We start from the raw sequence: 24335 nt of genomic DNA on the forward strand, positions 1-24335 counted from the left end.
GTTGGCGCACCTGGCGCCTCGGGATAGGAAAATTCGTCGGCGTCGAAGCGCCGTCCGCCACGACTCGACGGTCGTGACCACCCTCGTTCCACTGGCTGCGACGCTACCGCCGGACTCCGACAGCGCCGCGGCGCTTGTGCAGTGTCACATCGCATTCTGTAGGAACCCCGAACCTGCCCGAGGCCTTGTTGACCAGGCGGAATGCCGCGCTCCGGGCGAGTACCGCGGCAGGATCGCCCGCCGCACGTGCGCGCCGACGGTGATCGTTTTCGGCCGAATCCGCGAACATCGCCGCCGGGCGTGGGCAAACATTGGATCGTGGACGCTTTCGAGCGGGTGACGTCCTCGGGTACGTCACGGTCACCGAGGCGGACCGAGCCACCGGGCGGGCCGGCCGTGCCGGGCGTCGCGTGGTGGACGATCGTCTCGGCATCGCTGGCGCCGCTCGCGCTGGTCGGCGGCTGGATCGTCGCCGGTGCGCAGCAGCAGGGCGACTACAGCGCCGTCCGCCAGTCGATCAGCGTGCTCGCCGGAGACGCCGCGGCCGATCGCTGGATCATGACCGGCTCTCTGTTCGTGGTCGGCTGCTGCCATCTGGTCACCGCGGCGGGATTACGGCCGCTGCGACCTCTGGCCCGGTGGGTGCTCGCGCTGGGCGGGGTGCTCGGCATCGGCGTCGCCCTGTTCCCCCAGCCGGTCGACGGCGCGACACCCGCCCACCTTGTCTGCGCCATCGCGGGCGCCGTGGTGATGACGACCTGGCCGCTGCTGGCGTCGTCGCGGTCGTGGCCCTGGCCGTCCGTGCTCAGTCCGCCGGTGGCCACCGTGGTCGCGCTGCTGTTCCTGGCGCTCGCCGGCTGGCTGGGGCTCGAGGCGCTCGGCGGCAGCGGGCTCGGTCTGGCCGAGCGGGTGATGACGGGGGCGGAGACGGCGTGGCCGCTGGTCGTGGTCATCGCGCTGACCCGGCCGAACGGCGAGCCCGAACGGCGCGGGGAATAGTCCCCACCCTCCTGCGTTATACCCCCATAGGTATCACTTCCGGCCTCGAACAGGAGACCCCATGGCAACCACCACACTGAGCGCAGCGAACTTCGAGTCCACCGTCGAGGACAACGACATCGTGCTCGTCGACTTCTGGGCGTCCTGGTGCGGACCGTGCCGGATGTTCGCGCCGGTGTACGACCGCGCCGCAGAGGCGAATCCGGACATCGTGTTCGGCAAGGTCGACACCGAGGCGGAGCAGTCACTGGCCGCTGCCGCCCAGATCAGTTCGATCCCGACGCTGATGGCGTTCCGCGAGGGGATCCTGGTCTTCTCGCAGCCCGGCGCACTGCCCGCCGCGTCCCTCGACGAGGTGATCGGCGCGGTGCGCGCGCTCGACATGGACGACGTGCGGGCACAGGTGGCCGCACAGGCCTGATCGCGGGCCCCGCAGACAGATCGCCCTGCAGGCACAAAGGAACCGCCCGGACTGACCGGGCGGTTCCTTTGTGTATCGAGTTCAGGCCCTGCGCGATGCCCCCGACAGCACCACGCAGGGTCCCGGGAACGCTAACAGCGAGGCCTTGCGCCCGGCAATGGTACCGATCCCAAAAAAACTTGTGATCGAGCAGCAAACTGCCTGGTCAGCGCGCAGATCAGCGCACGTAGTCCAGGCTCGTCATCATCCCGGCGTCCTGGTGATAGGCGTTGTGGCAGTGCAGCATCCAATCGCCCGGATTGTCGGCAACCAGGTCCACCGCGACCGACCGCATCGGCAGCACGATCACCGTGTCCTTGCGCGGGCCCGGGGTGCCGTCGGCCCGCAGCACCTGAAAGGTGTGGCCGTGCAGGTGCATCGGGTGCCACATCATGCTGCGATTGCGAAAGGTGAGCCGGGCCCGCTGCCCCTCCCTGATGGTCAGCGACCGCGTGTGATCGTAATCGCGCCCGTTGATCGTCCAGTTGTAGCTCATCATGTCGCCGGCGAGGTCGGCACGCAGCTGCACGTCCGGCTTGCCTTGCGGCAGCATCACATCGGGCGCGGCCACCACATCGTCGACCGTCACGAGCCGGCCGTCCAGCTCTGACGGGCGGAACGCGGCGTCCGGAGCCGACCCCGCACCGGTGGTCAGCAGCGCCCGCGCCTGGCCGTTCTTGCCTTCTGCCGACGCGACCAGCGGAAACACCCCGTCGCCGACGGTGACGAGCACGTCGTAGCGCTCGCCCATGCCCAGCAGCACTGCGTCGGTCGGCACCGGAACGACCGGGAACCCGTCGGTGTGGGTGACGGTCATCTGGTGCCCGGCAAGTGCCACCCGGAAGGCGGTGTCCGCACCGGCGTTGATGATCCGGATCCGCACCCGCTGCCCCGGCTCGGCGGTGAAGCCGGCCGGGGCCGCGGGGATCCGCCCGTTGACCAGGTAGTACGGGTAGTCGACGTCGCCCGCGTCCCCGCCGAGCAGGTTGCCCGCTTCGCCGCCGTGGTTCATGTTGCCGCCCATGCCGGGCATCGAGCTCATGTCGCCCCGGCGCAGGCCGTCGTAGATCTGCTGCGGACTCTTGCCGACGCCGTCGGTCCAATCATCGAGCACCACAATCCATTCGGCGTCGTAGTCGCCGGGCTCGCGGGGGTCGTCGACGATCACCGGCAGGTACAGCCCGTAGTCGGTGTCGAGGCCGACGTGAGGGTGCGCCCAGTAGGTGCCCGCATCCGGCACCGAGAACCGGTAGGTGAACTCGCCGCCGGCGCCGATGTCCGGCGTGGCCGGCGCCGCGCCGTCCATGTCGTTGCGCAGGGCGATGCCGTGCCAGTGCACCGAGGTCGGGTGGTCGAGCCGGTTGGTCACCCGGACCGCCAACTCGTCGCCGACGTTCGCACGGATCAGCGGTCCGGGGACGGTGTCGCCGTAGGCGAGAGTCCGCACGGTCGGGCCGCCCAGGTCGACCTCGACGGACTGCGGGACCAGGTCCGCGGTGACCGTCCTGCCGGTGTGCGGGCGGCGCGCCTCGGCGGCGGCGACGGCCTGTCCATCAATCGCGCTGCCGCTGCCGCTTCCGGACGTCCCCGACGAGCCGCACGCCGCGAGCGCGAACCCGCCGAGCCCGACCGCGGAGGCGGCGAGGAAGCCGCGCCGGGTGATCGGCCGGTTCATCACCGGTCACCCGCATTCGCCGCCCGGAACCGGCGCAGCCGCAGGCTGTTGCTGACCACGAACACCGAACTGAAGGCCATTGCGGCGCCGGCGATCAGCGGGTTGAGCAGCCCCAGTGCCGCCAGCGGCAGCGCCGCGACGTTGTAGGCGAAGGCCCAGAACAGGTTTCCCTTGATGGTCCGCAGCGTCGACCGGGACAGCCGGATCGCGTCGGCCGCCGCGCGCAGATCGCCACGCACCAGCGTCAGGTCGGAGGCCTCGATCGCCACGTCGCTGCCTGTGCCCATCGCCAGGCCGAGGTCGGCCTGGGCCAGCGCGGCCGCGTCGTTGACACCGTCACCGACCATCGCGACCGTGCGGCCCTGCGCCTGCAGGCGCTTGACCGCGTCGACCTTGTCGGCCGGCAGCACCTCGGCGATGACGTCGTCGGCATCGATGCCGACGCGCTCCGCGACCGACCGCGCCGCCCGGGTGTTGTCGCCGGTGAGCAGGACCGGGCGCAGGCCCAGCGCACGGAACTGTGCGATCGCCTCCGCGGAGGTGGACTTGATCGTGTCCGCCACGACCAGCACGCCGCGCACCGCGCCGTCCCAGGCCGCCCAGACCGGCGTCTTGCCCTGCGCCTCGGCTTCGTCGGCCACGTCGATCAGTTCCTGCGGCGCGAGTAGCGACCACTCGTCGGCGAGCCAGCCCCGCCGGCCGACCAGCACCGCGTGCCCGTCGACGACGCCGGAGACGCCGCGACCGTCGTGGTTGCTGAAGTCGGCGACCGGCGCGAGCGCCGAATCAGATCCCGCGCCCTCCTGGGCGGCGGACGCGATCGCCTGGGCAATCGGGTGCTCGGAGGCGTGCTCGACCGCGCCGGACAGCCGGAGCAGTTCGTCACGGTCGACGTCCGCGGCCGCGTGCACCGACTGCAGGCTCATCTTCCCGGTGGTCACCGTGCCGGTCTTGTCCAGCACGATGGTGTCGACCTGCCGGGTCGACTCCAGCACCTGCGGGCCCTTGATCAGGATGCCCAGCTGGGCGCCGCGGCCGGTGCCGACCATCAGCGCGGTCGGGGTGGCCAGGCCGAGTGCACACGGGCAGGCGATGATCAGCACGGCCACCGCGGCGGTGAACGCCTCGGTCACCGGGTGCCCGGTGAGCAGCCAGCCCGCCAGAGTCGCGAGCGCGAGCACGATGACGATCGGTACGAAGATCCCGGACACCTTGTCGGCGAGCCGCTGCACCGGCGCCTTGCCGTTCTGCGCGTCCTCGACCAGACGCGCCATCTGCGCGAGCTGGGTGTCGGCGCCGACGCGGGTGGCGCGCACCAGCAGTCGCCCGCCGGCGTTGACGGTCGCCCCGACCACCGTGTCGCCGGGGCCGACCTCGACGGGCACCGATTCGCCGGTGAGCATCGACGCGTCGACCGCAGAGGTGCCCTCGGTCACCACGCCGTCGGTGGCGAGCTTCTCGCCGGGCCGGACCACGAATACGTCGTCGACGGCCAATTGCGTTGTGGGGATGCGGGTCTCGACGCCGTCACGCAGCACCGCGACATCCTTGGCGCCCATGTCGAGCAGCGCGCGCAGCGCGGCGCCGGAGCGTTTCTTGGCCCGGGCCTCGAAGTAGCGACCCGCCAGGATGAACACGGTGACCGCGGCGGCCACCTCGAGATAGATGTGGTCGGTGTTCGAGGTCGGCAGGAGGCTGAACTCCATCTTCATGCCGGTCATGCCGGCGTGGCCGAAGAACAGCGCCCACAGCGACCACAGGTAGGCCGCGGTCACGCCCAGCGAGATCAGCGTGTCCATGGTCGCGGCGCCGTGCCGGGCATTGGTCCACGCGGCGCGGTGGAACGGCAGCGCACCCCACACGACGACCGGCGAGGCCAGGGTCAGCGCGAGCCACTGCCAGTTGTCGAACTGCAGGGCCGGGATCATCGACAGCGCGACGACCGGCGCCGCGAGAATGCCCGAGATGGTCAGCCTGTTGCGCAGCGCGGCGGCCTCGTCGGCCTGCGGCGCCGGTGCGGCGTCGTCTCCGGCCGGCTCCGGCCGCGGCGGCGCCGGTAGGGCCGCGGTGTAGCCGGTGGCCTCGACGGTCGCGACGAGGTCGTCGGGTGTGACGGCGTCGTCGAAACTCACCTTCGCCTTCTCGGTGGCGTAGTTGACGGTGGCGGTGACGCCGTCGAGCCTGTTGAGCTTCTTCTCGATACGTGCGGCGCAGGACGCGCAGGTCATCCCGCCGATCGACAGTTCGACGGAGTTCGGCAGCGTGGTCACCGCGGCCTGCTCGGTGGTGCTCATGTCTCATCCCCTCCGGCGCGGCTCGCCGCGTGGCGAGCCGCGCACCAGGTCAGTTGTCGGCGAGGTGGTAGTCGCCGGCCTCGTCGAGCGCCGCGGCGACCTGGTCCCGGGTCAGCGAGGACACACTGGTGACGGTCACGGTCGAGGAGCCGCCCTTCACGAGATCGACGTGGACGTCCTCCACACCCGGCACGTCCCGCAGTTCCTCCGAGACCGCGTTGGCGCAGTGTCCGCAGGTCATGCCGGTCACCTGGTAGCTGGTGGTGTTCATGTCGCTCTCCTCGGTTCGTCTTCCACGGTACCCGCTAGGGGTATCTACACGTGATGAATATACCCCCCGTAGGTATGTAGTCAAGGGGCGGACGGAAGCGAAGTCGAAAACTTTCCGTCCGCGCGATGAGTTTCCGTTCGACGACAGGTCTGAGTTGGTGAGACATCGCAACGCCCAGAGAGAAACGCCCCGGAAAAGAGGAGCAATCATGTCCGTCTACGCCAAGGCGCCGGCCGGTGCACCGTGCTGGGTCGACCTGTACACGTCCGACGCGGCCGCGGCCCGGGAGTTCTACGGCCGGATGTTCGGCTGGGAGGCCGAGGAGCCGGCGCCGGAATTCGGCGGCTACTTCAACTTCACCCTGGGCGGCGTGCGCGTCGCCGGTTGCATGCCCGCAATGGAGGGCATGGGTACACCGGACGTCTGGTCGATCTACTTCGCCACCGACGACGCCGACAAGACGCTCTCGGCGATCACCGCCGGCGGCGGCCAGGTGGAATCCCCGGCAATGGCGGTCGGCGACCTGGGCACGATGGCGGTCGTGGTCGACCCGAACGGCGGCCGGTTCGGCCTGTGGCAGCCGGGAACGCACGCCGGATTCGGGCTGATCGCCGAGCACGGCGCACCGGGCTGGTTCGAGTTGTACACCCGCGACTACGGCTCCGCGCTCGAGTTTTATCGCTCGGCGCTCGGCTGGGACGTGGAGACCATCAGCGACACACCGGCGTTCCGCTACACGGTGGTGCGCGACGGCGACCAGCAGCTGGCCGGCGTGATGGACGCGACCGACTTCCTTCCCGCCGGCACACCGCCGCAGTGGACGACCTACTTCGCGGTGGACGACGCCGACGCCGCGGCCACCGCGATCGGCGCGGCAGGCGGCGCAGTCGTGCGGGCACCCGAGGACACCCCGTACGGCCGGATCGCCGAGGTCCGTGACCCCATGGGCGCCGCATTCCGGCTGGTCGGACCCAATATCTCGACGCCGGCCCAGTAGCCGGCCCGTCCGCGCCGGCGGTCAGGAGCGCACGAGCCGGGCGATGGCCTGGCTTGCCTCCTTGAGCTTCGCCTCGGCCTCCGGGCCGCCGGCCACCGCGGCGTCGACCACGCAGTGCTCGAGGTGATCCTCGAGCAGCCCCAGCGCGACCGCCTGCAGCGCCTTGGTCATCGCCGAGACCTGGGTGAGAATGTCGATGCAGTACTTGTCCTCTTCGACCATGCGCTGCAGGCCGCGCGCCTGGCCCTCGATCCGGCGCAACCGCTTGAGGTAGTCGTCCTTGTTGGAGATGTACCCGTGCGCCGCGTGGTCGTGGCACTGCTGGTCGCCGTGATCCTCGTGGTCGATGGCGGTCGAGTCGACGGTGGTCATGGTGTCCCTCCTCGGGTCAAGCCCCACAATACCCTAAGGGGGTATAAAGGTCTCCCAGGTAGGGCGTGTTTCCCTTGCCGAGCGCCCGCGGGCGGAGTTTCGTAGAGGCAACCTGATCTCCAGCCGAGCCGAATGGGGAACGCCATGGACACGCCCGACCTCAAGCCCCGCAGCCGCGACGTCACCGACGGGCTGGAGAAGACCGCCGCGCGGGGCATGCTCCGCGCGGTCGGCATGGGCGACGAGGACTGGGCCAAGCCGCAGATAGGCGTCGGCTCCTCCTGGAACGAGATCACCCCGTGCAACCTGTCACTGGACCGCCTCGCGCAGGCGGTCAAGGACGGCGTGCACGCCGCGGGCGGCTATCCGCTGGAGTTCGGCACCATCTCGGTGTCCGACGGCATCTCCATGGGCCACGAGGGCATGCACTTCTCGCTGGTCTCGCGCGAGGTGATCGCGGACAGCGTCGAGACCGTGATGCAGGCCGAACGCCTCGACGGGTCGGTGCTGCTGGCGGGCTGCGACAAGTCGTTGCCCGGCATGCTCATGGCCGCGGCCCGGCTCGACCTGGCCAACGTGTTCGTCTACGCGGGGTCGACGCTGCCGGGTGTGGCGAAGCTGTCCGACGGCACCGAACGCGAGGTGACGATCATCGACGCGTTCGAGGCGGTCGGCGCCTGTGCGCGGGGGCTGATGTCGCGTGACGACGTCGACGCCATCGAGCGCACCTTCTGCCCCGGCGAGGGCGCGTGCGGCGGCATGTACACCGCCAACACCATGGCCTGTGTCGCCGAGGCGCTGGGCATGTCGCTGCCCGGCAGCGCAGCGCCGCCGGCCGCCGACCGCCGTCGCGACGGCTTCGCCCGCCGCAGCGGGGAGGCCGTCGTCGAGTTGCTGCGCCGCGGCATCACCGCGCGGGACATCTTGACCCGCAACGCCTTCGAGAATGCCATCGCGGTCGTGATGGCGCTGGGTGGCTCGACCAACGCGGTGCTGCACCTGCTGGCGATCGCCAACGAGGCCGAGGTCGAACTGACCCTGGACGACTTCATCCGCATCAACAAGAAGGTGCCGCACCTGGCCGACGTCAAGCCGTTCGGCAAGCACGTCATGCTCGACGTCGACCGCATCGGCGGCATGCCGGTCGTGATGAAGGCGCTGCTCGACGCGGGACTACTGGACGGCAACTGCCTGACCGTCACCGGAAAGACCATGGCCGAGAACCTCGCCGACATCGACCCACCCGACCCGGACGGCAACGTGCTGCGGACGATGAACGCCCCGATCCACCCGACCGGCGGCATCACCATCCTCAAGGGCACGCTCGCCCCCGGTGGCGCGGTGGTCAAGTCGGCCGGGTTCGACGAGACCGTCTACACCGGCACCGCACGGGTTTTCGACCGGGAACGCGCCGCGCTCGACGCGCTCGAAGACGGCACCATCACCGCCGGCGACGCGGTGGTCATCCGCTACGAGGGCCCCAAGGGCGGGCCGGGCATGCGCGAGATGCTGGCCATCACCGCGGCGATCAAGGGGGCCGGGCTCGGCAAGGACGTGCTGCTGCTGACCGACGGGCGGTTCTCCGGCGGGACCACCGGACTGTGCGTCGGGCACGTGGCGCCCGAGGCGGTCGACGGCGGCCCGATCGCCTTCGTCCGCGACGGCGATCCGATCAGCCTCGACGTCGCCCACGGCACCCTCGACCTGGGCGTCGACGAGGCCGAGATGGCCCGGCGGCGCGAGGGCTGGAATCCGCTGCCGCCCCGCTATACCCGCGGCGTGCTGGCCAAGTACACGAAGCTGGTCGGGTCGGCGTCCGAGGGCGCGGTCTGCGGCTGAGGACGGTGCCGTATCGTCCACCCGGTCGCCGAACGGCGACAACGGTTTCGACGGGGTGGGTGACACGAATGGCCGGACGTTCCGAGGTGCTCGGCGGGCTGCGACGCGGGAGTTCCGGGTCGCTGCTCTGCGCGGCCCTGGTGGTGACCGCCGGGATCGCACTCGGCAGCGTGGGAGTCGCCGGGGCCGAGCCCGTCTCGGGCTCGAGCTCCGCGGTGGACGCGGAATGGGACGCGTCGTGGGCCGCCTTCCAGTACGAGAACAGCCATGCCGGCTCGGTGCTCGCGACCCGGAGCGTCGACCTGCCGGTCACCATCGACGCGCCTGTCGACCGGGTGTTCCCGGCATATTCGAATCTCGAGAACAGCCTGGGCCGTCACCCTTTCCTGCGCGGCGTACTCGACCATCGCAGGTACACCGACGGCGACGCGGCAGTCTGGGAGTTCATCGCCCTCGAAGACATCCCGGCCGGACCTGTGTCCATCCCCGGACGCACTGTGGGCCGACAAGAGATGCACGCCGCCGATCACTGGTACAGCACCGACACCTGGGACGCACCCGGCGTGATCACCCACCAGAAGGTCACCTTCGACGCACACGGCGGCGCGACCACGGTCACCGAGCATCTGACGTTCTCGGCGCCGGCTTCGCTGATCGACTACACCGTGAAGAACGGCGTGTCCTCTCACATCGCCAACCAGCAGGCCATGAAGCGTGACATCGAGAACGGCACGCTCTGAAGGTCGTTCCGGGGACGCGGATCCTCGTCAGGTGCCCGACCACCTAGTAGCGTCCCCGGCATGACGCAGTCGTTCGGCAACTACCAGTACGAGATCTACCTGCAGGGCCTCGGCGGGGTACTGCCGAAGCTGCCGATGACGTTCGCCGAATGGGAGCGCCGCGCCGAGGCGGCCCTGCCGGAGTCCGTGTGGTCGTATGTGGTCGGCGGCGCCGGCGACGAGCGCACCCAGCGCGCCAACGTCGAGGTGTTCGACCGCTGGGGGCTGATGCCGCGCATGATGGTCGGCGCCACCGAGCGCGACCTGTCGGTGGACCTGTGGGGGATGCACTGGCCCACACCGGTGTTCATGGCGCCGATCGGCGTCATCGCGATGTGCGCCCAGGATGGTCACGGCGATCTGGCGACCGCGCGGGCCGCGGCGCGTACCGGCGTGCCGATGATCGGGTCGACGCTGATGGAGGACACCCTCGAGGACGTCGCGGGCGAGCTCGGCGAGACCCCGGGGCTCTTCCAGCTCTACACCCCGACCGACCGGGACCTGGCGCTGAGCCTGATCCACCGCGCGGAACAGGCGGGCTACAAGGGCATCGTCGTCACGCTGGACACGTGGATACCCGGCTGGCGCCCGCGGGACCTGGCCACCTCGAACTTCCCGCAGTTGCGCGGACATTGCCTGACCAACTACACCAGCGACCCGCGGTTCCGCGCCCTGCTGGCCGCCCCGCCGGAACAGGACCCGCGGGCGGCGGTCCTGCAGTGGGTGAGCGTGTTCGGCCACTCCGTCACCTGGGACGACCTGACCTGGCTGCGCGAGGCGACCTCGCTGCCGCTGATCCTCAAGGGCATCTGCCACCCCGAGGACGCCCGCCGGGCCCGCGACTTCGGCGTCGACGGCCTCTACTGCTCGAATCACGGTGGGCGGCAGGCCAACGGTGGACTGCCGGCGTTGGACTGCCTGCCGGGGGTCGTCGAGGCCGCCGACGGCCTGCCGGTGTTGTTCGACTCCGGGGTCCGCTCCGGCGCGGACGTGGTCAAGGCGCTGGCCTTGGGCGCAAGTGCGGTCGGCATCGGGCGGCCCTACGCCTACGGACTCGCGCTCGGCGGCGAGGACGGGATCGTGCACGTGCTGCGCTCGATCCTGGCCGAGGCCGATCTGATCATGGCCGTCGACGGCTATCCGACGCTTGCCGACCTCACTCCCGAGGCGCTGCGCCGGGTGTGAACGTACGTCATGCCTCGACTATGCCGCAGGTATAGCGTCGGTGTCGTCGTCCTTCGCCGACCGAAGAGGCTCCGATGAGCAATCTGGAAACGACACCGACTCTGGTGACCTGCGCTGCAACCGACGAGACACGGCCGCGCGTGCTCGAGCCGCGGCAGGTCCCGCTCGGCGGGCCCCGCGGGATGCCGGTCCGGCGTACGCTGCCGCAGCGGGAACGGTCGCTGATCGGCGCGTGGTGCTTTCTCGACCACTACGGCCCCGACGACGTCTCGCGCAGCGGCGGTATGAATGTCGCCGGGCATCCGCACACCGGACTGCAGACGGTCTCGTGGTTGTTCACCGGCGAGATCGAGCACCGGGACACGCTGGGTACCCACGAGTTCGTCCGGCCCGGCGAGGTCAACCTGATGACCGCCGGGGCGGGCATCGCGCACTCGGAATACTCGACGCCCCTGACGACAGTCCTGCACGGCGCCCAGCTGTGGGTCGCGCTTCCGACCGAACATCGTTTCACCGCACCAACTTTCGAACATCACGTCCCGGCGGTACTGGAGCGGGACGGCGCACAGGTGCGAGTGTTCATCGGCACGCTGCTCGGCGACACCTCGCCGGTGCGCACGTTCAGCCCGCTGGTCGGCGCCGAGATCACCCTGCCGCCGGGCGGACGACTGACGGTCGAGGTCGAGCCGGGCTTCGAGCACGGGGTGCTGGTCGACACCGGCGAGGTCGCGGTCGGATGCGCCGGCGTCGACGCGATCGCCGGCTCGTCGGGCCAGCTGATCTACCTGCAGCCGGGCTCCGCGGAGCTGCACCTGGAGGCGACCGGCGACCGGTCCGCGCGGGTGCTGCTGCTCGGCGGCGAGCCGCTCGGCGAGCAGGTGGTCATGTGGTGGAACTTCATCGGGCGCACCCACGAGGACATCGTCGAGTACCGGGGTCAGTGGCAGCAGGCGCGCGAGGGCGCGGCGAATCGATTCGCCGGGTTCCCCTCCGAGTGGGACCACACGTTGCCGGCGCCGGAGCTGCCGAATGCGCGGTTGCGGCCGCGGGGGTGAGGGAGACTACTCCTCCACACCCAGCGCGGCCAGCGCGTCCCTGGCCTCCTCGAGCTGGCGGCTGAGTTCGGCCACGCGGCGCTCGGCCTCCTCGCGGGCGGCACCGAGCAGCGAGTCGACCGCCTCCAGCGCGGCCGGTTCACCCAGCTCGCGCACCGCGCGCTCGACCGCGTCGGGGGTGACCGGCGCGGACTTGCCGGGGCGGCGTGCGCCGTGCGTCACGGCGACCGTCCACTCGTTGTCGGCGCTGCCGTAGATCGTCACGCTCACCGACGTCGGCGCCTTCTTGGACGTCCGCTTGCGGGCGGCGGGCGCGGTCTTCGGCGCAGGAGCCTGCGCGGGCGGCTGCGCCGCCTTCGCCTGGGGCTGCGACGCGACGACCGGCTCCTTGACCGACTCTGCGGGCGGCGTCGCGGGCGTGGCCTGCGGCTTCACCGGAACAGCTGCGGTCGGCCTGACCGCGACGGGCGCCTTGCCGGGCTCGTTCTGCGCGGGCTTGACAGCCGGACGACGCTTCGGCGTGGCCGCGGCGGGACCAGTCTTGGTCATCCGCAGCTCGTCTGCCTCGAACGGCAGCTCGTCGTTGACGCCCTTCGGCCGCAGCATGACCGTGGTGCCGCTCACTGACACCACCCGTGCCGAACTCCCGGCCTCCAGGTTCAGGCTCGGCGTGGCCTCCCGGAAGTACACCGTCACGCGTCTGCCCTCGGCGACCGCCTCGGTCAGCTCGACGAGATTCTCCGGTGTGAGCGAGTCCGTGCGACTGCGGGGAGGCATGGCCGACCTTTCTTGTGACGAGGGTGCGCGGCAGTGGGACGCTGCGGCTGCGCGTCCACTTTCGCACAAATGACCGACACGTCGACATCACACCCACGCCGACCGAGTCGTGGACGTCCGGCGACACGCGGTGGGATCATGCAGACGACAGTCGACAACCGATCGGAGGGCACCGTGACGACCTCGCAGGCATCGTCCCCGCAGCCGGAACGCGACTCCCCCGATGTGCTGCTCGAGCGCATTCAGGCCGTGGTCGAGGACGACCTGCTGCGCGGTGCCCGCAAGTACGACCGCGAACAGACCGTGGCGCTCAGCGGTGTCCCGCTCGACCGTGCTCAGCGGCTGTGGACCGCAATGGGTTTCGCCGCAGCGGAGGATCCGCACGAGGTGATGTTCACGGACGACGACGTCGAGGCGCTGCGTCTGCTCGACTCGTTGATCACCTCCGGCATCGTCGAACCGGACCTGGAGGTCGCTGTCACTCGCGCACTCGGCCAGACGTTCTCGCGACTCGCCGACTGGCAGGTCACGCTGATGGGCCGGCACGTGCTGCGCCGGCTGAGCATCAACGCCGACAATCTCGACCAGACCGACCACGACGAGGTGGTCGACGCCATCCGCGAGACCGCCGTCGAGATCGTCCCGGTCATCGAGGCACTGCAGTCGTACGTGTGGCGCCGGCACCTGGCCGCGGTCGCGGGCCGCTCACTGGTGTTGCCCGACGACAAACGCACGGGCCGAACACAGGTCGTCGGATTCGCCGACATGGTCGGCTACACCAGCCTCACGCGGCGCATCGACATCACCGAGTTGTCCACGCTGCTGGAGGATTTCGAGTCGACCGCGACCGCCGTGATCGCGCAGCGGCGCGGGTGGGTCATCAAGAACGTCGGCGACGAGGTGATGTTCGCGGTGGAGGACCCCTCCGACGCCGCCGCGATCGCGCTCGAATTGCAGTCGAGTGTGCACGCCGACGACGGACTGCCGGCGCTGCGGATCGGCATGGCGCTCGGCCCGGTGCTGGTCCGGTTCGGCGACGCGTACGGCTCCGTCGTCAACATCGCCGCCCGGCTCACCAGCGCAGCCAAACCCGGCACCATCCTGCTCGACGCGGAACTCGCCGACGTCCTCGGCGACGCCCCCGACCTTCGCGTCAAGGCATTGCGCTCGATGCGGGTGCGCGGCTTCCACAAGCTCAAACCGTACGTGCTGCGCGGGCCGAAGCCGAGGTGAACCCGCCCGACAACGTGGCCGGTGGCCGTCCGGTCAGCCGATGACGCGGATCGGGTCGGTGCCGCCCCAGACGCGCGCCTGCTCGACACCCGCGGCGATCATGTCCCGCATGCCGGCCATCTGGATGTACTCGTAGATGACGCCGGGCTGATCCGGCGACTGCAGATAGGCGACCCGCGTGCCGATCCCCTCGCCCGCGAACAGCACCTCCAGCCCGGTGGCCAGGGCCGCCGCGATGCTCGCATCGAGATCGTCTGTGCACCAGGCCACATGGTGCGGGCCGAGCAGCGGCGCCCCGGCGTCGTCCACATAGGGCGACGGCTCGCCGATCGTGGGCTGGATCAGCTCGATCTGCGTCTGGCCGGAGTACCCCAACGCCACGTCGATGACGACCTCGGTGTCCTCGCCTCGATACGGTCCCCGCAGCGTGACGTTGCGGATCACCGTCCACGGCCCGGTTCCGGTGCGCCGCACCCAGGACTCGACGCTCGCGTCGAGGTCGGCGACGACGTATCCGACCTGCACGATCGGACCACTGCCGGGACCCTGTTGCGGTGCTGCCGTCAAAACGCCTCCTCGTCGAGTTCCATCAGCTCGTTGTCGAGGTCGTCGAGGACCTCGCGGGTCGCATGCAACCCGGGCAGCACGTTACGCGCGAAGAACGATGCCGTCACCACCTTGCCCTCGTAGAACGCCTTGTCCTTGCCGGCGGCGCCGTCGTCGAGCTTGCGCAGCGCGATCTCCGCCTGCTGCACCAGCTTCCAGCCGATCAGCAGGTCACCGACGGCCATCAGGTACCGGACCGAACCCAGTCCGACCTTGTACAGCTCGGTCGGATGCTCCTGGGCGCCCATCAGGTGCCCGGTCAGCGTGGCGGTCATCGCCTGCACGTCCTCGAGCGCCGTGCCCAGCCGGTCCCGCGCGACCTTGAGCCGGCCGTTGCCCTCCACCGATTGCACCGTCTTGGTGATCTCGGCGGACAGATGCGCCAGCGCGACGCCGCGATCGCGGATGATCTTGCGGAAGAAGAAGTCCTGCGCCTGGATGGCGGTGGTGCCCTCGTAGAGCGAGTCGATCTTCGCGTCGCGGATGTACTGCTCGATCGGGTAGTCCTGCAGGAAGCCGGATCCGCCGAAGCACTGCAGCGACTCGGTCAGCTTCGCGTACGCCTGCTCGGAGCCCACGCCCTTGACGATCGGCAGCAGCAGATCGTTGACGCGGAACGCCATCTCCTTGTCGGCGCCGGAGACCTGCTGCGCGACGACGTCGTCCTGGTGCGCGGCGGTGTACAGGTAGATCGCGCGCAGGCCCTCGGCGTACGCCTTCTGGGTCATCAGCGACCGGCGAACGTCCGGGTGGTGGGTGATCGTCACGCGCGGGGCGGACTTGTCGGTCATCTGCGTCAAATCGGAGCCCTGCACGCGGGTCTTGGCGTACTCGAGCGCGTTCAGGTAGCCGGTCGACAGCGTCGAGATGGCCTTGGTGCCCACCATCATCCGGGCGTGCTCGATGACGTCGAACATCTGCGCGATGCCGTTGTGGACCTCGCCGACCAGGTAGCCGACCGCGGGGGTGCCATGCCCACCGAACGTCAACTCGCAGGTGGCGGAGGCCTTCAACCCCATCTTGTGCTCGAGTCCGGTGACGAACACCCCGTTGCGTTCGCCGGGTTCCCCGGTTTCCGGGTCGAAGTGGAACTTGGGCACCAGGAACAGGCTCAGCCCCTTGGTGCCCGGGCGCGCACCCTCGGGGCGGGCCAGCACCTGATGAAAGATGTTCTCGAACAGGTCATCCGAATCCGCCGCAGTGATGAACCGCTTGACGCCCTCGATGTGCCAGGTGCCGTCGGACTGCTCGATCGCCTTGGTACGGCCCGCGCCCACGTCCGAACCCGCGTCGGGCTCGGTGAGCACCATCGTCGCACCCCAGTTGCGGTCGATCGCCAGCGTCGCCCAATGCCGTTGCCGCTCGGTGCCGATCGCGTGGAGGATGTCGGCGAACTTCGGTCCGGTCAGGTACATGTACGCGGCGGGCTGCGCGCCGAGTGCGAACTCGTTGATCGCCCACGCGAGCATTCGCGGCGCAGGCACCCCGCCGACCTCCTCGGCCAGACCCATCCGGAACCACTCGGCCTGCCTCCACGCGCGGAAGGACACCTTGAACGAGTCCGGCAGGGACACCGCGTGACCGTCCGCGTCGAACCTCGGAGGGGTGCGGTCGGCGTCGGCGAACGACTCGGCGAGCGGACCCTCCGCCAGCCGCGCCGCCTCCGCGAGCATCGCCCGTGCGGTGTCCACGTCGAGATCGCCGAAGACCCCCGTGCCCAGTACGTCGCCGAGCCCGAGCACCTCGAACAGGTTGAACTCCAGGTCCCGGACATTACTGCGGTAGTGCCCCATCGTGGTCCTCCCTAGACCGGCGTCAAGCTACGCATGCGTAGGTGATGCAGCTCAACACAGTGTTACATAAATAGTGTCTGACCTGCGGTCAGTTCGGCGTAAGTTACTCATGACTAGAGTGATGGGCAAGCCGAACCGCCGAGGAGAGTGGACGTGTACCCGAATTCGCTGCTGATCAACCCCGACACCTACGCGCCCGAGCACTTCGATCCGGAGACCGTCCGGTTGCTGCGCGCGACGATCGACTGGTTCGAGTCCCGAGGCAAGGCGCGCCTGGCCTCGGACTACCACCAGCGCGTCTTCCACCAGGAGTTCCTCGACTTCGCCGCGCGCGAGAAACTGTTCGCGACCTTCCTGACCCCGACCGCGGAGGCCGGCGGCGCGCCCGACAAGCGGTGGGACACCAGTCGGATCTCCGCGCTGTCCGAGATCCTCGGCTTCTACGGCCTGACCTACTGGTACCCGTGGCAGGTGACGATCCTCGGGCTGGGCCCGGTGTGGCAGAGCGCCAATCAGTCCGCCCGCGCCCGCGCAGCCCAGGCCCTCGACGCCGGCGGCGTCGGCGCGTTCGGACTGTCCGAGCGCGAACACGGGGCCGACATCTACTCGACCGACATGGTCCTCTCACCCGACGGTGACGGCGGCTACACCGCCTCGGGATCGAAGTACTACATCGGAAACGGCAACTGCGCCAACACCGTTTCGGTGTTCGGCAAGATCGTCGCCGAGGGTGGGCCGGACCGCTACGTGTTCTTCTACGCCGACGCGGACCACCCGGCGTTCCACCTGGTCAAGAACGTCGTTGCCTCGCAGATGTTCGTCGCCGAGTTCACGCTCGACGCCTACCCGGTGCGCGAGGAGGACATCCTGCACACCGGCGACGACGCGTTCAGCGCGGCGCTGAACACAGTCAACGTGGGCAAGTTCAACCTGTGCTTCTGCGGCATCGGCATGTGCACCCACGCCTTCTACGAGGCGATCACGCACGCGCACAACAGGATCCTGTACGGCCACCCGGTCACCGACTTCCCGCACGTGCGTCGCACCTTCGTCGACGCCTACGTGCGGATGATCGGCATGAAGCTGTTCTCGGACCGTGCCATCGACTACTTCCGCTCGGCGCACCTGGGCGACCGGCGCTACCTGCTGTTCAACCCGATCACCAAGATGAAGGTCACCACCGAGGCCGAGAACGTGCTCGCGCTGCTGGCGGATGTTGTGGCCGCCAAGAGCTTCGAGGCGGACACGTACCTGACCATCGCCCGCTCGGACGTGCCCGGGCTGCCGAAGCTCGAGGGCACCGTCGCGGTGAACCTGGCGCTGATCCTGAAGTTCCTGCCCGCGTACTTCTTCGGCCCGGCCGAGCACGAACCCGCACCGACCCGCAACGACGCCGCCGACGACGAGTTCCTGTTCGCGCAGGGCCCGGCGCGGGGACTCGGCAAGGTCCGCTTCCACCGCTGGCGCACCGCCTACGAGGCCAAGGCGCACCTGCCGAACGTCGCCCTCTTCCTCGAGCAGGCCGACGCCTTCGCCGACCTGATCCGCGAGGTCGGTCCCGACGCCGACCAACAGCAGGACCTCGACTTCATGCTGGCGCTCGGCGAGCTGTTCACGCTGATCGTCTACGGGCAGCTGATCTGCGAGCAGGCCGCGATCGTCGGGGTGTCCGACACCGAAGCTCCGGTCGTCTCCGACGACGTCCTCGACCAGTTCTTCGACGTGCTCGTGCGCGACTTCTCGCGCCGGGCGGTCGAACTGCACGGCAAGACCGGGGCGAGCGCGGAGCAGCAGGCGCACGCACTTGCCCTGGTGCGTCGGCAGGCCGCCGCGGGTGAGGGGTTCGACCGCGTGTGGGACGAGGTGGTGGGCCACTCCGGCCGCTACGAGATGCGCGGCTGACCGGACCCCTCTGAGCCGGACTCGTCGCCGCGGCCGAGCAGCAGCGCGGTTCCCGCGGCGACGAGTTCGTCGGCCAGGTGCGGTCGGGCACGCAGGCGGCCGTTGCGCACGGCGTCACCCACGACGGCGGTCGCGGCCTGCACCGCGACCCGGGCCTGGTCGACCGTCAACTCGGGCCGCACCACCTGCAGCAGCCTGGCCCAGGTGACGACGCCCTCACGGTGTGCGCGGCGGCAGCGTCGGGCCTCGTCGACCGGCAGGTGCACGACCTCGGTGACCGTGGTGCCGATGAGGTCCGGGTGTTCGATCGCGAACTCCGCGTAGGAGCGCAACAGCAGCACCAGCGACTCGTGGGAGGTGCCGCCGCCGCGCATCGCCCGCGCGGTGTACAGCCGGATCCACTGCTCGTTGCGGTCGACGATCTCCGCGAGCAACTCCGCCTTGCTGCCGAAATGGTGGTAGACGCTCGGCCCGGAGATCCCGGCCGCCGCGCCGATGTCCTCGATGCCGACCGCCGCGTACCCGCGCTCGTCGAACAGCCGGGTGGCCGCCGCGATCAGCCGTTCTCGCCGCAGCACACGGTCGACCGACCCGTCCCGAACGGCGGGCGACGCCCCGGCCTCGCCCACTCCATCCCCGTCCGAAGCCGATGGCGTCGCAGGGGCCGCGGGCAGATCGGCGTGGATCACCGCGGTGGTCAGCTCACGCAGCTGTGCTGCGAACACCGCGCGCGGCAACTGCACGTTGTGCTGGGTCGGGCTGACCGCCGCCGACAGCGCGAACCACGCGAGCATCTCGCCGCGGCCGGCATCGAGTTCCGGGCGCAGCGCCGTCACCGCACGCAGCACCCAGCGGTGCACCCGCGCCACCCGCACCAGTACCGCCCGGCGGTCCTCCTCCGAGAGCGCCTTCACCTCGCGTTGCCACAGCGCGGTCAGCCGCCGATGGGTCAGGGACTGGTCGACGAGTCCGGCGATGATCGACTCGGCCAGGACGGGGTCCGGCGCGGGACCCGGTTGCCCGGGCCCCGACTCACCGTCCGGCTGCTCGGGGTGGCCTACCGCCTGCTGCACGCCCGCGAGGGTGCGGTCCAGGCCGTCGATCAGCGTGCGGCCCAACAGATCCTGCTTGTTACGGAAGTGCCGGTACAGCGCGGTCGAGCTGATCCCGACCTCGGCGGCAATGTCGGCCATCGAGGTCCGGTGATAGCCCTCGCGGGCGAACCGTTCGCCGGCCACGGCCAGGATCGTCGCCTTGCGGTTCGCCGGACGGGTACGTCGCGGCGCCGCCGCGGTCACCGGAGAGCTCCGGCGACGGGTGGCGGTGCGGTCGCGTGACTCGGTACCCATCGCGCCAAGTGTCCACCACCAGGGCCCCCGCGGAGAACCTGCCCCGCCGCCACGACCACGGGTAATGGTCGAATGATCGGGTGGAACTGGGAATCGACACCAAGATCGTGCTGCTGTCCGCCGGACTGATCTTCCTGTGGGCACTGAGCCTGGGGGTGTGGAAGTACCGCCAGATGGCGACGTCGGCGAACTCGCTCGCGCACCCCTACGTCGACATCGCCCATCGCGCGGCGCTGATGTATTCGTTCGCGACGATGCTGCTGGCGGCGCTGGTCCAGTTCAGCGACTGGCCGACCGCGGTGAACCTGACGGCCGCGCTGGTCGTGGTGTTCTTCTTCGTCGCCGCGATCGGCAGCTATGTGGCGCACGGGCTGATGCGGGACACCGACAACCAGTTCACCCATCCGGTGGCCGGCACGCACGCGTTCATGTTCGCGCTCATCGTCGGCGAGATCGGCGGCACCGCCTTGATCCTCGCGGGGTTCGTGCGCGGCCAGTTCTTCTGAGTCGGTGCCGGTCAGCGCTTGCCGGTGTGCCCGTCGTCCGCCGGGTGGTCGGCCAGCGAGTCGATGGCCTGGATCAGCTCGCGCAGTGCGGGCAGCGCGGCGCCGATCAGGTGCTGCCAGCCCGGGTGCAGGTCGGCCAGCGCGGCACGCAGGATCGTGGCGTTCGTCGAGTTCCACCGCTGGACCGCCGCGGCGCCGTCCTCGGTCACCGACAACACGACCGTGCGGCGGTCGGCCGTGCCGCCGACCCGGCTGATCATCCCGCGGGTGCGCAGGCCGTTGACCAAGGTGGTGACCGAACTCGGCGCGAGCCGCAGCCGCTTGGCCAGCTCGCTCGGCCGCGAACCGGGGTTCTCCGACAGGCAGGACAGCAGCTCGAGCTGGGCGACGGACAGCGTGTTGTCCGGGTCGCCCGCGCGTGCCGCGCGCCGCATGGCGCGCCGCAGTCGTGCGATCACATCGGCAAGCGAGACCTCACCCGAACCCTGCTCCATCACCGCTCCGATCATTTCCCACGGCCGGCGCCCTCGCCGATCCGGTGGCCACGCGGCTCCCCGCCGAGCACGGTGACGGCCGCGACCACCGAGAACAATGCCAGAGCGATCAGCGCCGCGGACGCGCCCCGCCCCATCTGACCACCCGCCAGGTGCAGCGACAGCGTCGCCGCCGCCACGCCCACCGCGGTCCCCAGGCCGCGGGCCATGTTGACCAGCCCGCCACCCACGGCCGAGCTCCGCTCCGGGATCGCGGCCATGATCGAGGCGTTGTTCGCGGGGATGAACACGCCCAGCCCCAACCCCAGCACGATCAGCCCCGGCACGACCCACCCCATGTCGGTCGGATTCAGGGCCAGCACCGCCGCCGCCGCGACGCAGGTCCCGACGCCGACGAGGGCCCGCGACCGCGCGGCGATCGAGCTCGGCAGCAGGCGGTCGCCGGCCAGTGCACCGATCGCGAAGCCCACCGGCAGCGCGGTCAGCGCGAGCCCGGCCGTCATCTCCGACACCCCTTGTGCCGAGAACACCTGCGGGAACAGCGTCAACGGCCCGAACAGCACGAGGTAGCCGCACAGCGCGCCGACCAGCCCGGCCGACACGGCCCGCGGACGCAGCAGCGTGAGGTCGACGATCGGGAACCGTGCCCGGCGTTCGCGCAGTACGAACGCCGTCGCGGACGCCGCGGCCAGCACGAACAGCGTCACCACCGCCCACGTCGGCAGCCCAAGCCCCGACACCGCGGTCAAACCGAGCAGCAGGGCCGCGCTCGCCGCGAGCAGGAGGACCAGCCCCTGCCAGTCGAGGCGGCGCAGCGGCGTCCGCTCGCGGGTACGCGGCAGCAGATACCGCCCCGCGATCAGCGCGACGACCCCGACCGGCACGTTCACCCAGAACACCCACTGCCAGCCGACGGTGGCGACGAACAGTCCGCCGACGGTCGGGCCGAGTGCGAGGCCCAATGCCTGCGCGGCGGCCTGCACGCCGAGCGCCTTGCGCATCTGTCCTGCGGGCACGCTGGTGACGACGATCGCCACGCTGTTCGCCTGCAGCATCGCGGCGCCGACCGCCTGCACCACCCGGAACAGGATGAGCAGCCCGAGCGTGGGGGCGAGCCCGCAGGCCGCCGAGGCCACCGTGAACACCGCGAACCCGTACAGGTAGACGAGTTTGCGGCCGGCCGCGTCGGCGATCCGGCCCGAGGCCGCGACCAGGCCGATCAGCGCGAGCAGATAGCCGAGCGAGACCCACTGGACCTCCGCGAGCGAGGCACCGAACCGGTGCTGCAACGCCGGGAAGATCATCGTCACGATGCTCGCGTCCAGCTGCCCCATGAAGGCCCCGAAGCACACGGTGCCGACCGCGAACCACCCCGCCCGTGGGTGTTCACGCACCGCGACCGGTCTCGCCGGCTCCACCACGAACATCGATCACCCCTCACCGTGCAATTACTTCTGTATCAGAAGCATATTTATGACACGGCGAGGCTGCAAGCATCATCTCGACCAGTGAAATCCCAAGATCAGCCGATATCGGGGTTCAAGCGGCGGCCGATTAGTACGTAATGCGTATTACCTTGCGGAGTTGCGGACAGATGCCGCGCGCTCAGAACAGCGTGAGGCTCTCTTCCTTGACCTCGGTTCCTACGGGCACCTCGGGAGCGGGGTGGTCCATGGACGTCGACCAGTTGGACCGCGTCTCGGCGGCCGGCGTCTGCTCGGCGACGACGGGGCCACCGTCCGCCACGGTCCGTGCGGCCTCGCCCGCGAGCGTGTCGGCCATCTCGTTGTAATGGTTGCCGACGTGTCCGCGGACCCAGCGGAAGCGGACCGGTCCCTCACGCTCGGTGATCACCCGGTCGATCTGCTGGATCAGCGCCAGGTTCTTCACCTCGCCGCCCGAGGCGGTGCGCCAGCCCTTGCGCTTCCAGCCGGGCAGCCATTCGGAGGCGCATTTGATCGCGTACTGCGAGTCCGATTCGATCAGCAGCGGGTCCGCGCCGGGATGCGCGGTGACCGCCTCGAGCAGCGCCGTGAGCTCGGCGATCTGATTGGTCCCCGATCGCGCCCCGCCGGACCGGTTGCCGCCCTCGTGATTCACCCACGCCCACCCGATCGCCCCACCAGGGTTACGCAGACAGGAACCGTCGGTACTCACGATGATCACGCCAGCACCATACGTCGAGCGACCGACAACCGTCATCTCACCAGGCCGCACAAGCGCTTTCGTGACATACGCACGCAGAAGCGCCCCACCCCGGGGTGAAGCCGGAGTGGGGCGCCGTCTGTCGAGCGGTCTCGCGGAGGGCCGCTACTTGGAAGAGCCGAACGGCAGGCTCAGGCCGGCGCTGCCGGTCCCACCCGTGCCTCCCGTGCCTCCGGTCCCGCCGTTGCCGCCGGTCCCGCCGCCCGTCCCTCCGGTCCCGGCGGAGACGGTGACGGTCACCGCCGGCGACGTCGAACCGCCGAAGCCGGTGGCGCCGCTGTAGACGGCGGTGATCTGATGCGCCCCCGCCGTGGTGAAGGCCTGGGACAACGACGCCGTGCCGCCGGCCCCGACCGTCACCGGAGCACCGAGCGCCGTCGCGCCGTCCATGAACTGGACCGTCCCACCCGTCGGAGCCGGCGCAACGGACGCCGACAGCGGCACCGCAGTGCCCGTGGTGGCCGTGCCGGGAGCGGTCACCGTGGTCGAGGTCTGCGCATTCGGCGCGACGACGTCGATCGTCGCGAGCCCCTGCCCACCTGCATTCAGTGCGGCCGAGGAGTTGTTCCGCGGTGAGCAGTTCTCCCGCTCCCAGTACGCGACCGAGAACACGTCCTTCTCCTGCTGGAGGAACGTCAGATAGTTCTTCGGGCTGTTGTAGGCGCCCGAGTTGCCGTCGGCGACCCGCAGCATCGGCACGATCTTCGTCCCGGCGGCGCCCGCGGTGACCGTCACGTCCACTGCCGACAGTTGAAAGGCGCTGCCCGCGTTCGCGGTCAGCCCGCCGGCGGAGTTCTTGCTGATGCTCGGACCGTTGCCGCCGCCGCTGTTGCTGTCCGCGGTCTGGTTGCCGCCGGAGATCCGCAGGTGCGCACCCGCCGCCGAGGGGGTGCCGTTGTCGTCGACCTGCGTCACCGACGCCGTGCCCGACACATTCGAGCCCGTGCCGGACACGATCTGCGCGCCGACGAACGTGGTGCCCGCCGGAATGTCGAGGTCGTACTTCATCCGTGTCCAGTCCACCACGCTGCGCGACGCGTGGCCGCCGGTCGGGACCGTCATGCTGCCCGGTTGCACCCGGTAGGTCACCTGCGCACCCGGCGCGACGGTCGCCGGCGCCGTCACCGTCACATTCGAATTGACCTGCGCGTCCGACTGCTGGATCCCCGGGTACTCGTACACGTTGCACGTCGACGTGAACGACACCGGATCCGCCGACGCGACCCCGCCGGCGAGCAGGATGTACCCGCCCGCCGTTGCCGACGCCGCCACCAACGCGGCCACGCGCCGGCCGCCCGCACTACCTGCCATGAACAACTCCTCGACGAATGGGCCGAACGGCCCGGGGAATCTGCCCGACGATAAGGGCAGTGCAGTAGATCACACCGTTACCTATTCCGGCAGAGGCGTTTTCGCCGACGTCGGGCGTTCGACCCGAGGTTCGGTGAATTGTCCGGTTCGCCGGTCACAGCAGGCGCACAGCGAACACCGGCCGAGACCGCGCGACCTGCGGCTTCACCGCGATCGCGCGGCTGAGGGCCAGG

At 70.0% G+C, this 24335-nt stretch carries 22 protein-coding genes; 10 read left to right on the forward strand and 12 right to left on the reverse strand.

What is annotated here, in order from left to right; all coding sequences use genetic code 11:
* Positions 1 to 318 precede the first annotated feature (318 nt).
* Together G4X40_RS05355 and trxA are read left to right on the forward strand one after the other, a co-directional pair.
* A complete protein-coding gene (locus tag G4X40_RS05355; RefSeq protein WP_277830661.1) occupies positions 319 to 999 on the forward strand; it encodes a DUF998 domain-containing protein in 681 nt (226 codons plus the stop codon).
* A 61-nt stretch (positions 1000 to 1060) separates the two neighbouring features.
* Positions 1061 to 1420 (forward strand): thioredoxin, encoded by a 360-nt coding sequence (gene trxA, locus G4X40_RS05360; protein WP_277830662.1) that lies wholly within the window; start codon positions 1061 to 1063, stop codon positions 1418 to 1420.
* A gap of 217 nt (positions 1421 to 1637) precedes the next feature.
* Here trxA and G4X40_RS05365 read toward each other — a convergent pair whose 3' ends face one another.
* The 3 genes from G4X40_RS05365 to G4X40_RS05375 are packed head-to-tail and all read right to left on the reverse strand — an operon-like array spanning position 1638 to position 5699.
* The gene (locus G4X40_RS05365; protein WP_277830663.1) at positions 1638 to 3134 is read right to left on the reverse strand and encodes a multicopper oxidase family protein; all 1497 of its coding nucleotides are present in this window, start codon (positions 3132 to 3134) and stop codon (positions 1638 to 1640) included.
* Positions 3134 to 5428: a heavy metal translocating P-type ATPase gene (locus tag G4X40_RS05370; protein WP_277830665.1), complete on the reverse strand. Its 2295-nt coding sequence runs from the start codon at positions 5426 to 5428 to the stop codon at positions 3134 to 3136. Before G4X40_RS05370 ends, G4X40_RS05365 begins: the two co-directional genes overlap by 1 nt.
* A gap of 49 nt (positions 5429 to 5477) precedes the next feature.
* Positions 5478 to 5699, reverse strand: coding sequence for a heavy-metal-associated domain-containing protein (locus G4X40_RS05375; protein WP_277830666.1), 222 nt, complete (start codon positions 5697 to 5699; stop codon positions 5478 to 5480).
* Positions 5700 to 5907: 208 nt separating this feature from the next.
* Here G4X40_RS05375 and G4X40_RS05380 point away from each other — a divergent pair, with 208 nt between their 5' ends.
* Positions 5908 to 6696: a VOC family protein gene (locus G4X40_RS05380; protein ID WP_277830667.1), complete on the forward strand. Its 789-nt coding sequence runs from the start codon at positions 5908 to 5910 to the stop codon at positions 6694 to 6696.
* 21 nt (positions 6697 to 6717) lie between these two features.
* On the opposite strand, the gene G4X40_RS05385 is transcribed toward G4X40_RS05380, so the two are convergent.
* Positions 6718 to 7068, reverse strand: a complete 351-nt coding sequence (locus G4X40_RS05385) for a metal-sensitive transcriptional regulator (RefSeq protein ID WP_277830668.1) — start codon at positions 7066 to 7068, stop codon at positions 6718 to 6720.
* A gap of 144 nt (positions 7069 to 7212) precedes the next feature.
* Here G4X40_RS05385 and ilvD point away from each other — a divergent pair, with 144 nt between their 5' ends.
* The 4 genes from ilvD to G4X40_RS05405 all read left to right on the forward strand — a co-directional run bounded on the left by ilvD (position 7213) and on the right by G4X40_RS05405 (position 11926).
* Entirely contained in the window at positions 7213 to 8907 is a 1695-nt protein-coding gene (gene ilvD / locus G4X40_RS05390; protein ID WP_277830669.1) for a dihydroxy-acid dehydratase, read from the forward strand.
* A 68-nt stretch (positions 8908 to 8975) separates the two neighbouring features.
* Positions 8976 to 9647, forward strand: coding sequence for a hypothetical protein (locus tag G4X40_RS05395; protein ID WP_277830670.1), 672 nt, complete (start codon positions 8976 to 8978; stop codon positions 9645 to 9647).
* A 60-nt stretch (positions 9648 to 9707) separates the two neighbouring features.
* The gene (locus G4X40_RS05400; RefSeq protein WP_277830672.1) at positions 9708 to 10871 is read left to right on the forward strand and encodes an alpha-hydroxy-acid oxidizing protein; all 1164 of its coding nucleotides are present in this window, start codon (positions 9708 to 9710) and stop codon (positions 10869 to 10871) included.
* 74 nt (positions 10872 to 10945) lie between these two features.
* Complete coding sequence (locus G4X40_RS05405) at positions 10946 to 11926, forward strand: pirin family protein (RefSeq protein WP_277830674.1); 981 nt, start codon at positions 10946 to 10948, stop codon at positions 11924 to 11926.
* A gap of 6 nt (positions 11927 to 11932) precedes the next feature.
* Here G4X40_RS05405 and G4X40_RS05410 read toward each other — a convergent pair whose 3' ends face one another.
* On the reverse strand, positions 11933 to 12703 hold the full coding sequence (locus tag G4X40_RS05410; protein ID WP_277830676.1) for a DUF6319 family protein: 771 nt from the start codon (positions 12701 to 12703) through the stop codon (positions 11933 to 11935).
* Positions 12704 to 12841: 138 nt separating this feature from the next.
* On the opposite strand from G4X40_RS05410, the gene G4X40_RS05415 reads away from it, so the two are divergent.
* Positions 12842 to 13936 (forward strand): adenylate/guanylate cyclase domain-containing protein, encoded by a 1095-nt coding sequence (locus G4X40_RS05415; protein ID WP_277830678.1) that lies wholly within the window; start codon positions 12842 to 12844, stop codon positions 13934 to 13936.
* Between the two features lie 33 nt (positions 13937 to 13969).
* On the opposite strand, the gene G4X40_RS05420 is transcribed toward G4X40_RS05415, so the two are convergent.
* Both G4X40_RS05420 and G4X40_RS05425 read right to left on the reverse strand, forming a co-directional pair.
* Complete coding sequence (locus tag G4X40_RS05420; RefSeq protein ID WP_277830680.1) at positions 13970 to 14503, reverse strand: VOC family protein; 534 nt, start codon at positions 14501 to 14503, stop codon at positions 13970 to 13972.
* The gene (locus tag G4X40_RS05425; RefSeq protein WP_277830681.1) at positions 14500 to 16335 is read right to left on the reverse strand and encodes an acyl-CoA dehydrogenase; all 1836 of its coding nucleotides are present in this window, start codon (positions 16333 to 16335) and stop codon (positions 14500 to 14502) included. Before G4X40_RS05425 ends, G4X40_RS05420 begins: the two co-directional genes overlap by 4 nt.
* 153 nt (positions 16336 to 16488) lie before the next feature.
* On the opposite strand from G4X40_RS05425, the gene G4X40_RS05430 reads away from it, so the two are divergent.
* Complete coding sequence (locus G4X40_RS05430) at positions 16489 to 18237, forward strand: acyl-CoA dehydrogenase family protein (protein WP_277830683.1); 1749 nt, start codon at positions 16489 to 16491, stop codon at positions 18235 to 18237.
* Here G4X40_RS05430 and G4X40_RS05435 read toward each other — a convergent pair.
* Complete coding sequence (locus tag G4X40_RS05435) at positions 18219 to 19586, reverse strand: TetR/AcrR family transcriptional regulator (protein WP_277830684.1); 1368 nt, start codon at positions 19584 to 19586, stop codon at positions 18219 to 18221. The genes G4X40_RS05430 and G4X40_RS05435 overlap by 19 nt on opposite strands.
* An 80-nt stretch (positions 19587 to 19666) precedes the next feature.
* Here G4X40_RS05435 and G4X40_RS05440 point away from each other — a divergent pair, with 80 nt between their 5' ends.
* Positions 19667 to 20092, forward strand: a complete 426-nt coding sequence (locus tag G4X40_RS05440) for a hypothetical protein (protein ID WP_277830685.1) — start codon at positions 19667 to 19669, stop codon at positions 20090 to 20092.
* A gap of 11 nt (positions 20093 to 20103) precedes the next feature.
* On the opposite strand, the gene G4X40_RS05445 is transcribed toward G4X40_RS05440, so the two are convergent.
* The 4 genes from G4X40_RS05445 to G4X40_RS05460 form a co-directional block, all read right to left on the reverse strand.
* A complete protein-coding gene (locus tag G4X40_RS05445; protein WP_277830687.1) occupies positions 20104 to 20586 on the reverse strand; it encodes a MarR family winged helix-turn-helix transcriptional regulator in 483 nt (160 codons plus the stop codon).
* Between the two features lie 11 nt (positions 20587 to 20597).
* Positions 20598 to 22013 (reverse strand): MFS transporter, encoded by a 1416-nt coding sequence (locus G4X40_RS05450; RefSeq protein WP_277830688.1) that lies wholly within the window; start codon positions 22011 to 22013, stop codon positions 20598 to 20600.
* A 178-nt stretch (positions 22014 to 22191) separates the two neighbouring features.
* Complete coding sequence (locus G4X40_RS05455; protein ID WP_277830689.1) at positions 22192 to 22752, reverse strand: ribonuclease H family protein; 561 nt, start codon at positions 22750 to 22752, stop codon at positions 22192 to 22194.
* 144 nt (positions 22753 to 22896) lie between these two features.
* A complete protein-coding gene (locus tag G4X40_RS05460) occupies positions 22897 to 24102 on the reverse strand; it encodes an Ig-like domain-containing protein (RefSeq protein WP_277830690.1) in 1206 nt (401 codons plus the stop codon).
* Positions 24103 to 24335 lie beyond the last annotated feature (233 nt).

This window comes from Speluncibacter jeojiensis (assembly GCF_029589495.1).
Lineage (GTDB): Bacteria > Actinomycetota > Actinomycetes > Mycobacteriales > Mycobacteriaceae > Speluncibacter > Speluncibacter jeojiensis.

Excerpts from the sequence above, each read along its gene's own strand:
- G4X40_RS05425 (WP_277830681.1), bottom strand. The coding sequence starts at position 16,335 with ATGGGGCACTACCGCAGTAATGTCCGGGACCTGGAGTTCAACCTGTTC.
- G4X40_RS05400 (WP_277830672.1), top strand. The coding sequence starts at position 9,708 with ATGACGCAGTCGTTCGGCAACTACCAGTACGAGATCTACCTGCAGGGC.
- G4X40_RS05380 (WP_277830667.1), top strand. The coding sequence starts at position 5,908 with ATGTCCGTCTACGCCAAGGCGCCGGCCGGTGCACCGTGCTGGGTCGAC.
- G4X40_RS05385 (WP_277830668.1), bottom strand. The coding sequence starts at position 7,068 with ATGACCACCGTCGACTCGACCGCCATCGACCACGAGGATCACGGCGAC.
- G4X40_RS05370 (WP_277830665.1), bottom strand. The coding sequence starts at position 5,428 with ATGAGCACCACCGAGCAGGCCGCGGTGACCACGCTGCCGAACTCCGTC.
- G4X40_RS05375 (WP_277830666.1), bottom strand. The coding sequence starts at position 5,699 with ATGAACACCACCAGCTACCAGGTGACCGGCATGACCTGCGGACACTGC.
- G4X40_RS05395 (WP_277830670.1), top strand. The coding sequence starts at position 8,976 with ATGGCCGGACGTTCCGAGGTGCTCGGCGGGCTGCGACGCGGGAGTTCC.
- G4X40_RS05405 (WP_277830674.1), top strand. The coding sequence starts at position 10,946 with ATGAGCAATCTGGAAACGACACCGACTCTGGTGACCTGCGCTGCAACC.
- G4X40_RS05460 (WP_277830690.1), bottom strand. The coding sequence starts at position 24,102 with ATGGCAGGTAGTGCGGGCGGCCGGCGCGTGGCCGCGTTGGTGGCGGCG.
- G4X40_RS05445 (WP_277830687.1), bottom strand. The coding sequence starts at position 20,586 with ATGGAGCAGGGTTCGGGTGAGGTCTCGCTTGCCGATGTGATCGCACGA.
- G4X40_RS05365 (WP_277830663.1), bottom strand. The coding sequence starts at position 3,134 with ATGAACCGGCCGATCACCCGGCGCGGCTTCCTCGCCGCCTCCGCGGTC.
- G4X40_RS05415 (WP_277830678.1), top strand. The coding sequence starts at position 12,842 with ATGCAGACGACAGTCGACAACCGATCGGAGGGCACCGTGACGACCTCG.
- G4X40_RS05435 (WP_277830684.1), bottom strand. The coding sequence starts at position 19,586 with ATGGGTACCGAGTCACGCGACCGCACCGCCACCCGTCGCCGGAGCTCT.
- trxA (WP_277830662.1), top strand. The coding sequence starts at position 1,061 with ATGGCAACCACCACACTGAGCGCAGCGAACTTCGAGTCCACCGTCGAG.
- G4X40_RS05450 (WP_277830688.1), bottom strand. The coding sequence starts at position 22,013 with ATGTTCGTGGTGGAGCCGGCGAGACCGGTCGCGGTGCGTGAACACCCA.
- G4X40_RS05410 (WP_277830676.1), bottom strand. The coding sequence starts at position 12,703 with ATGCCTCCCCGCAGTCGCACGGACTCGCTCACACCGGAGAATCTCGTC.
- ilvD (WP_277830669.1), top strand. The coding sequence starts at position 7,213 with ATGGACACGCCCGACCTCAAGCCCCGCAGCCGCGACGTCACCGACGGG.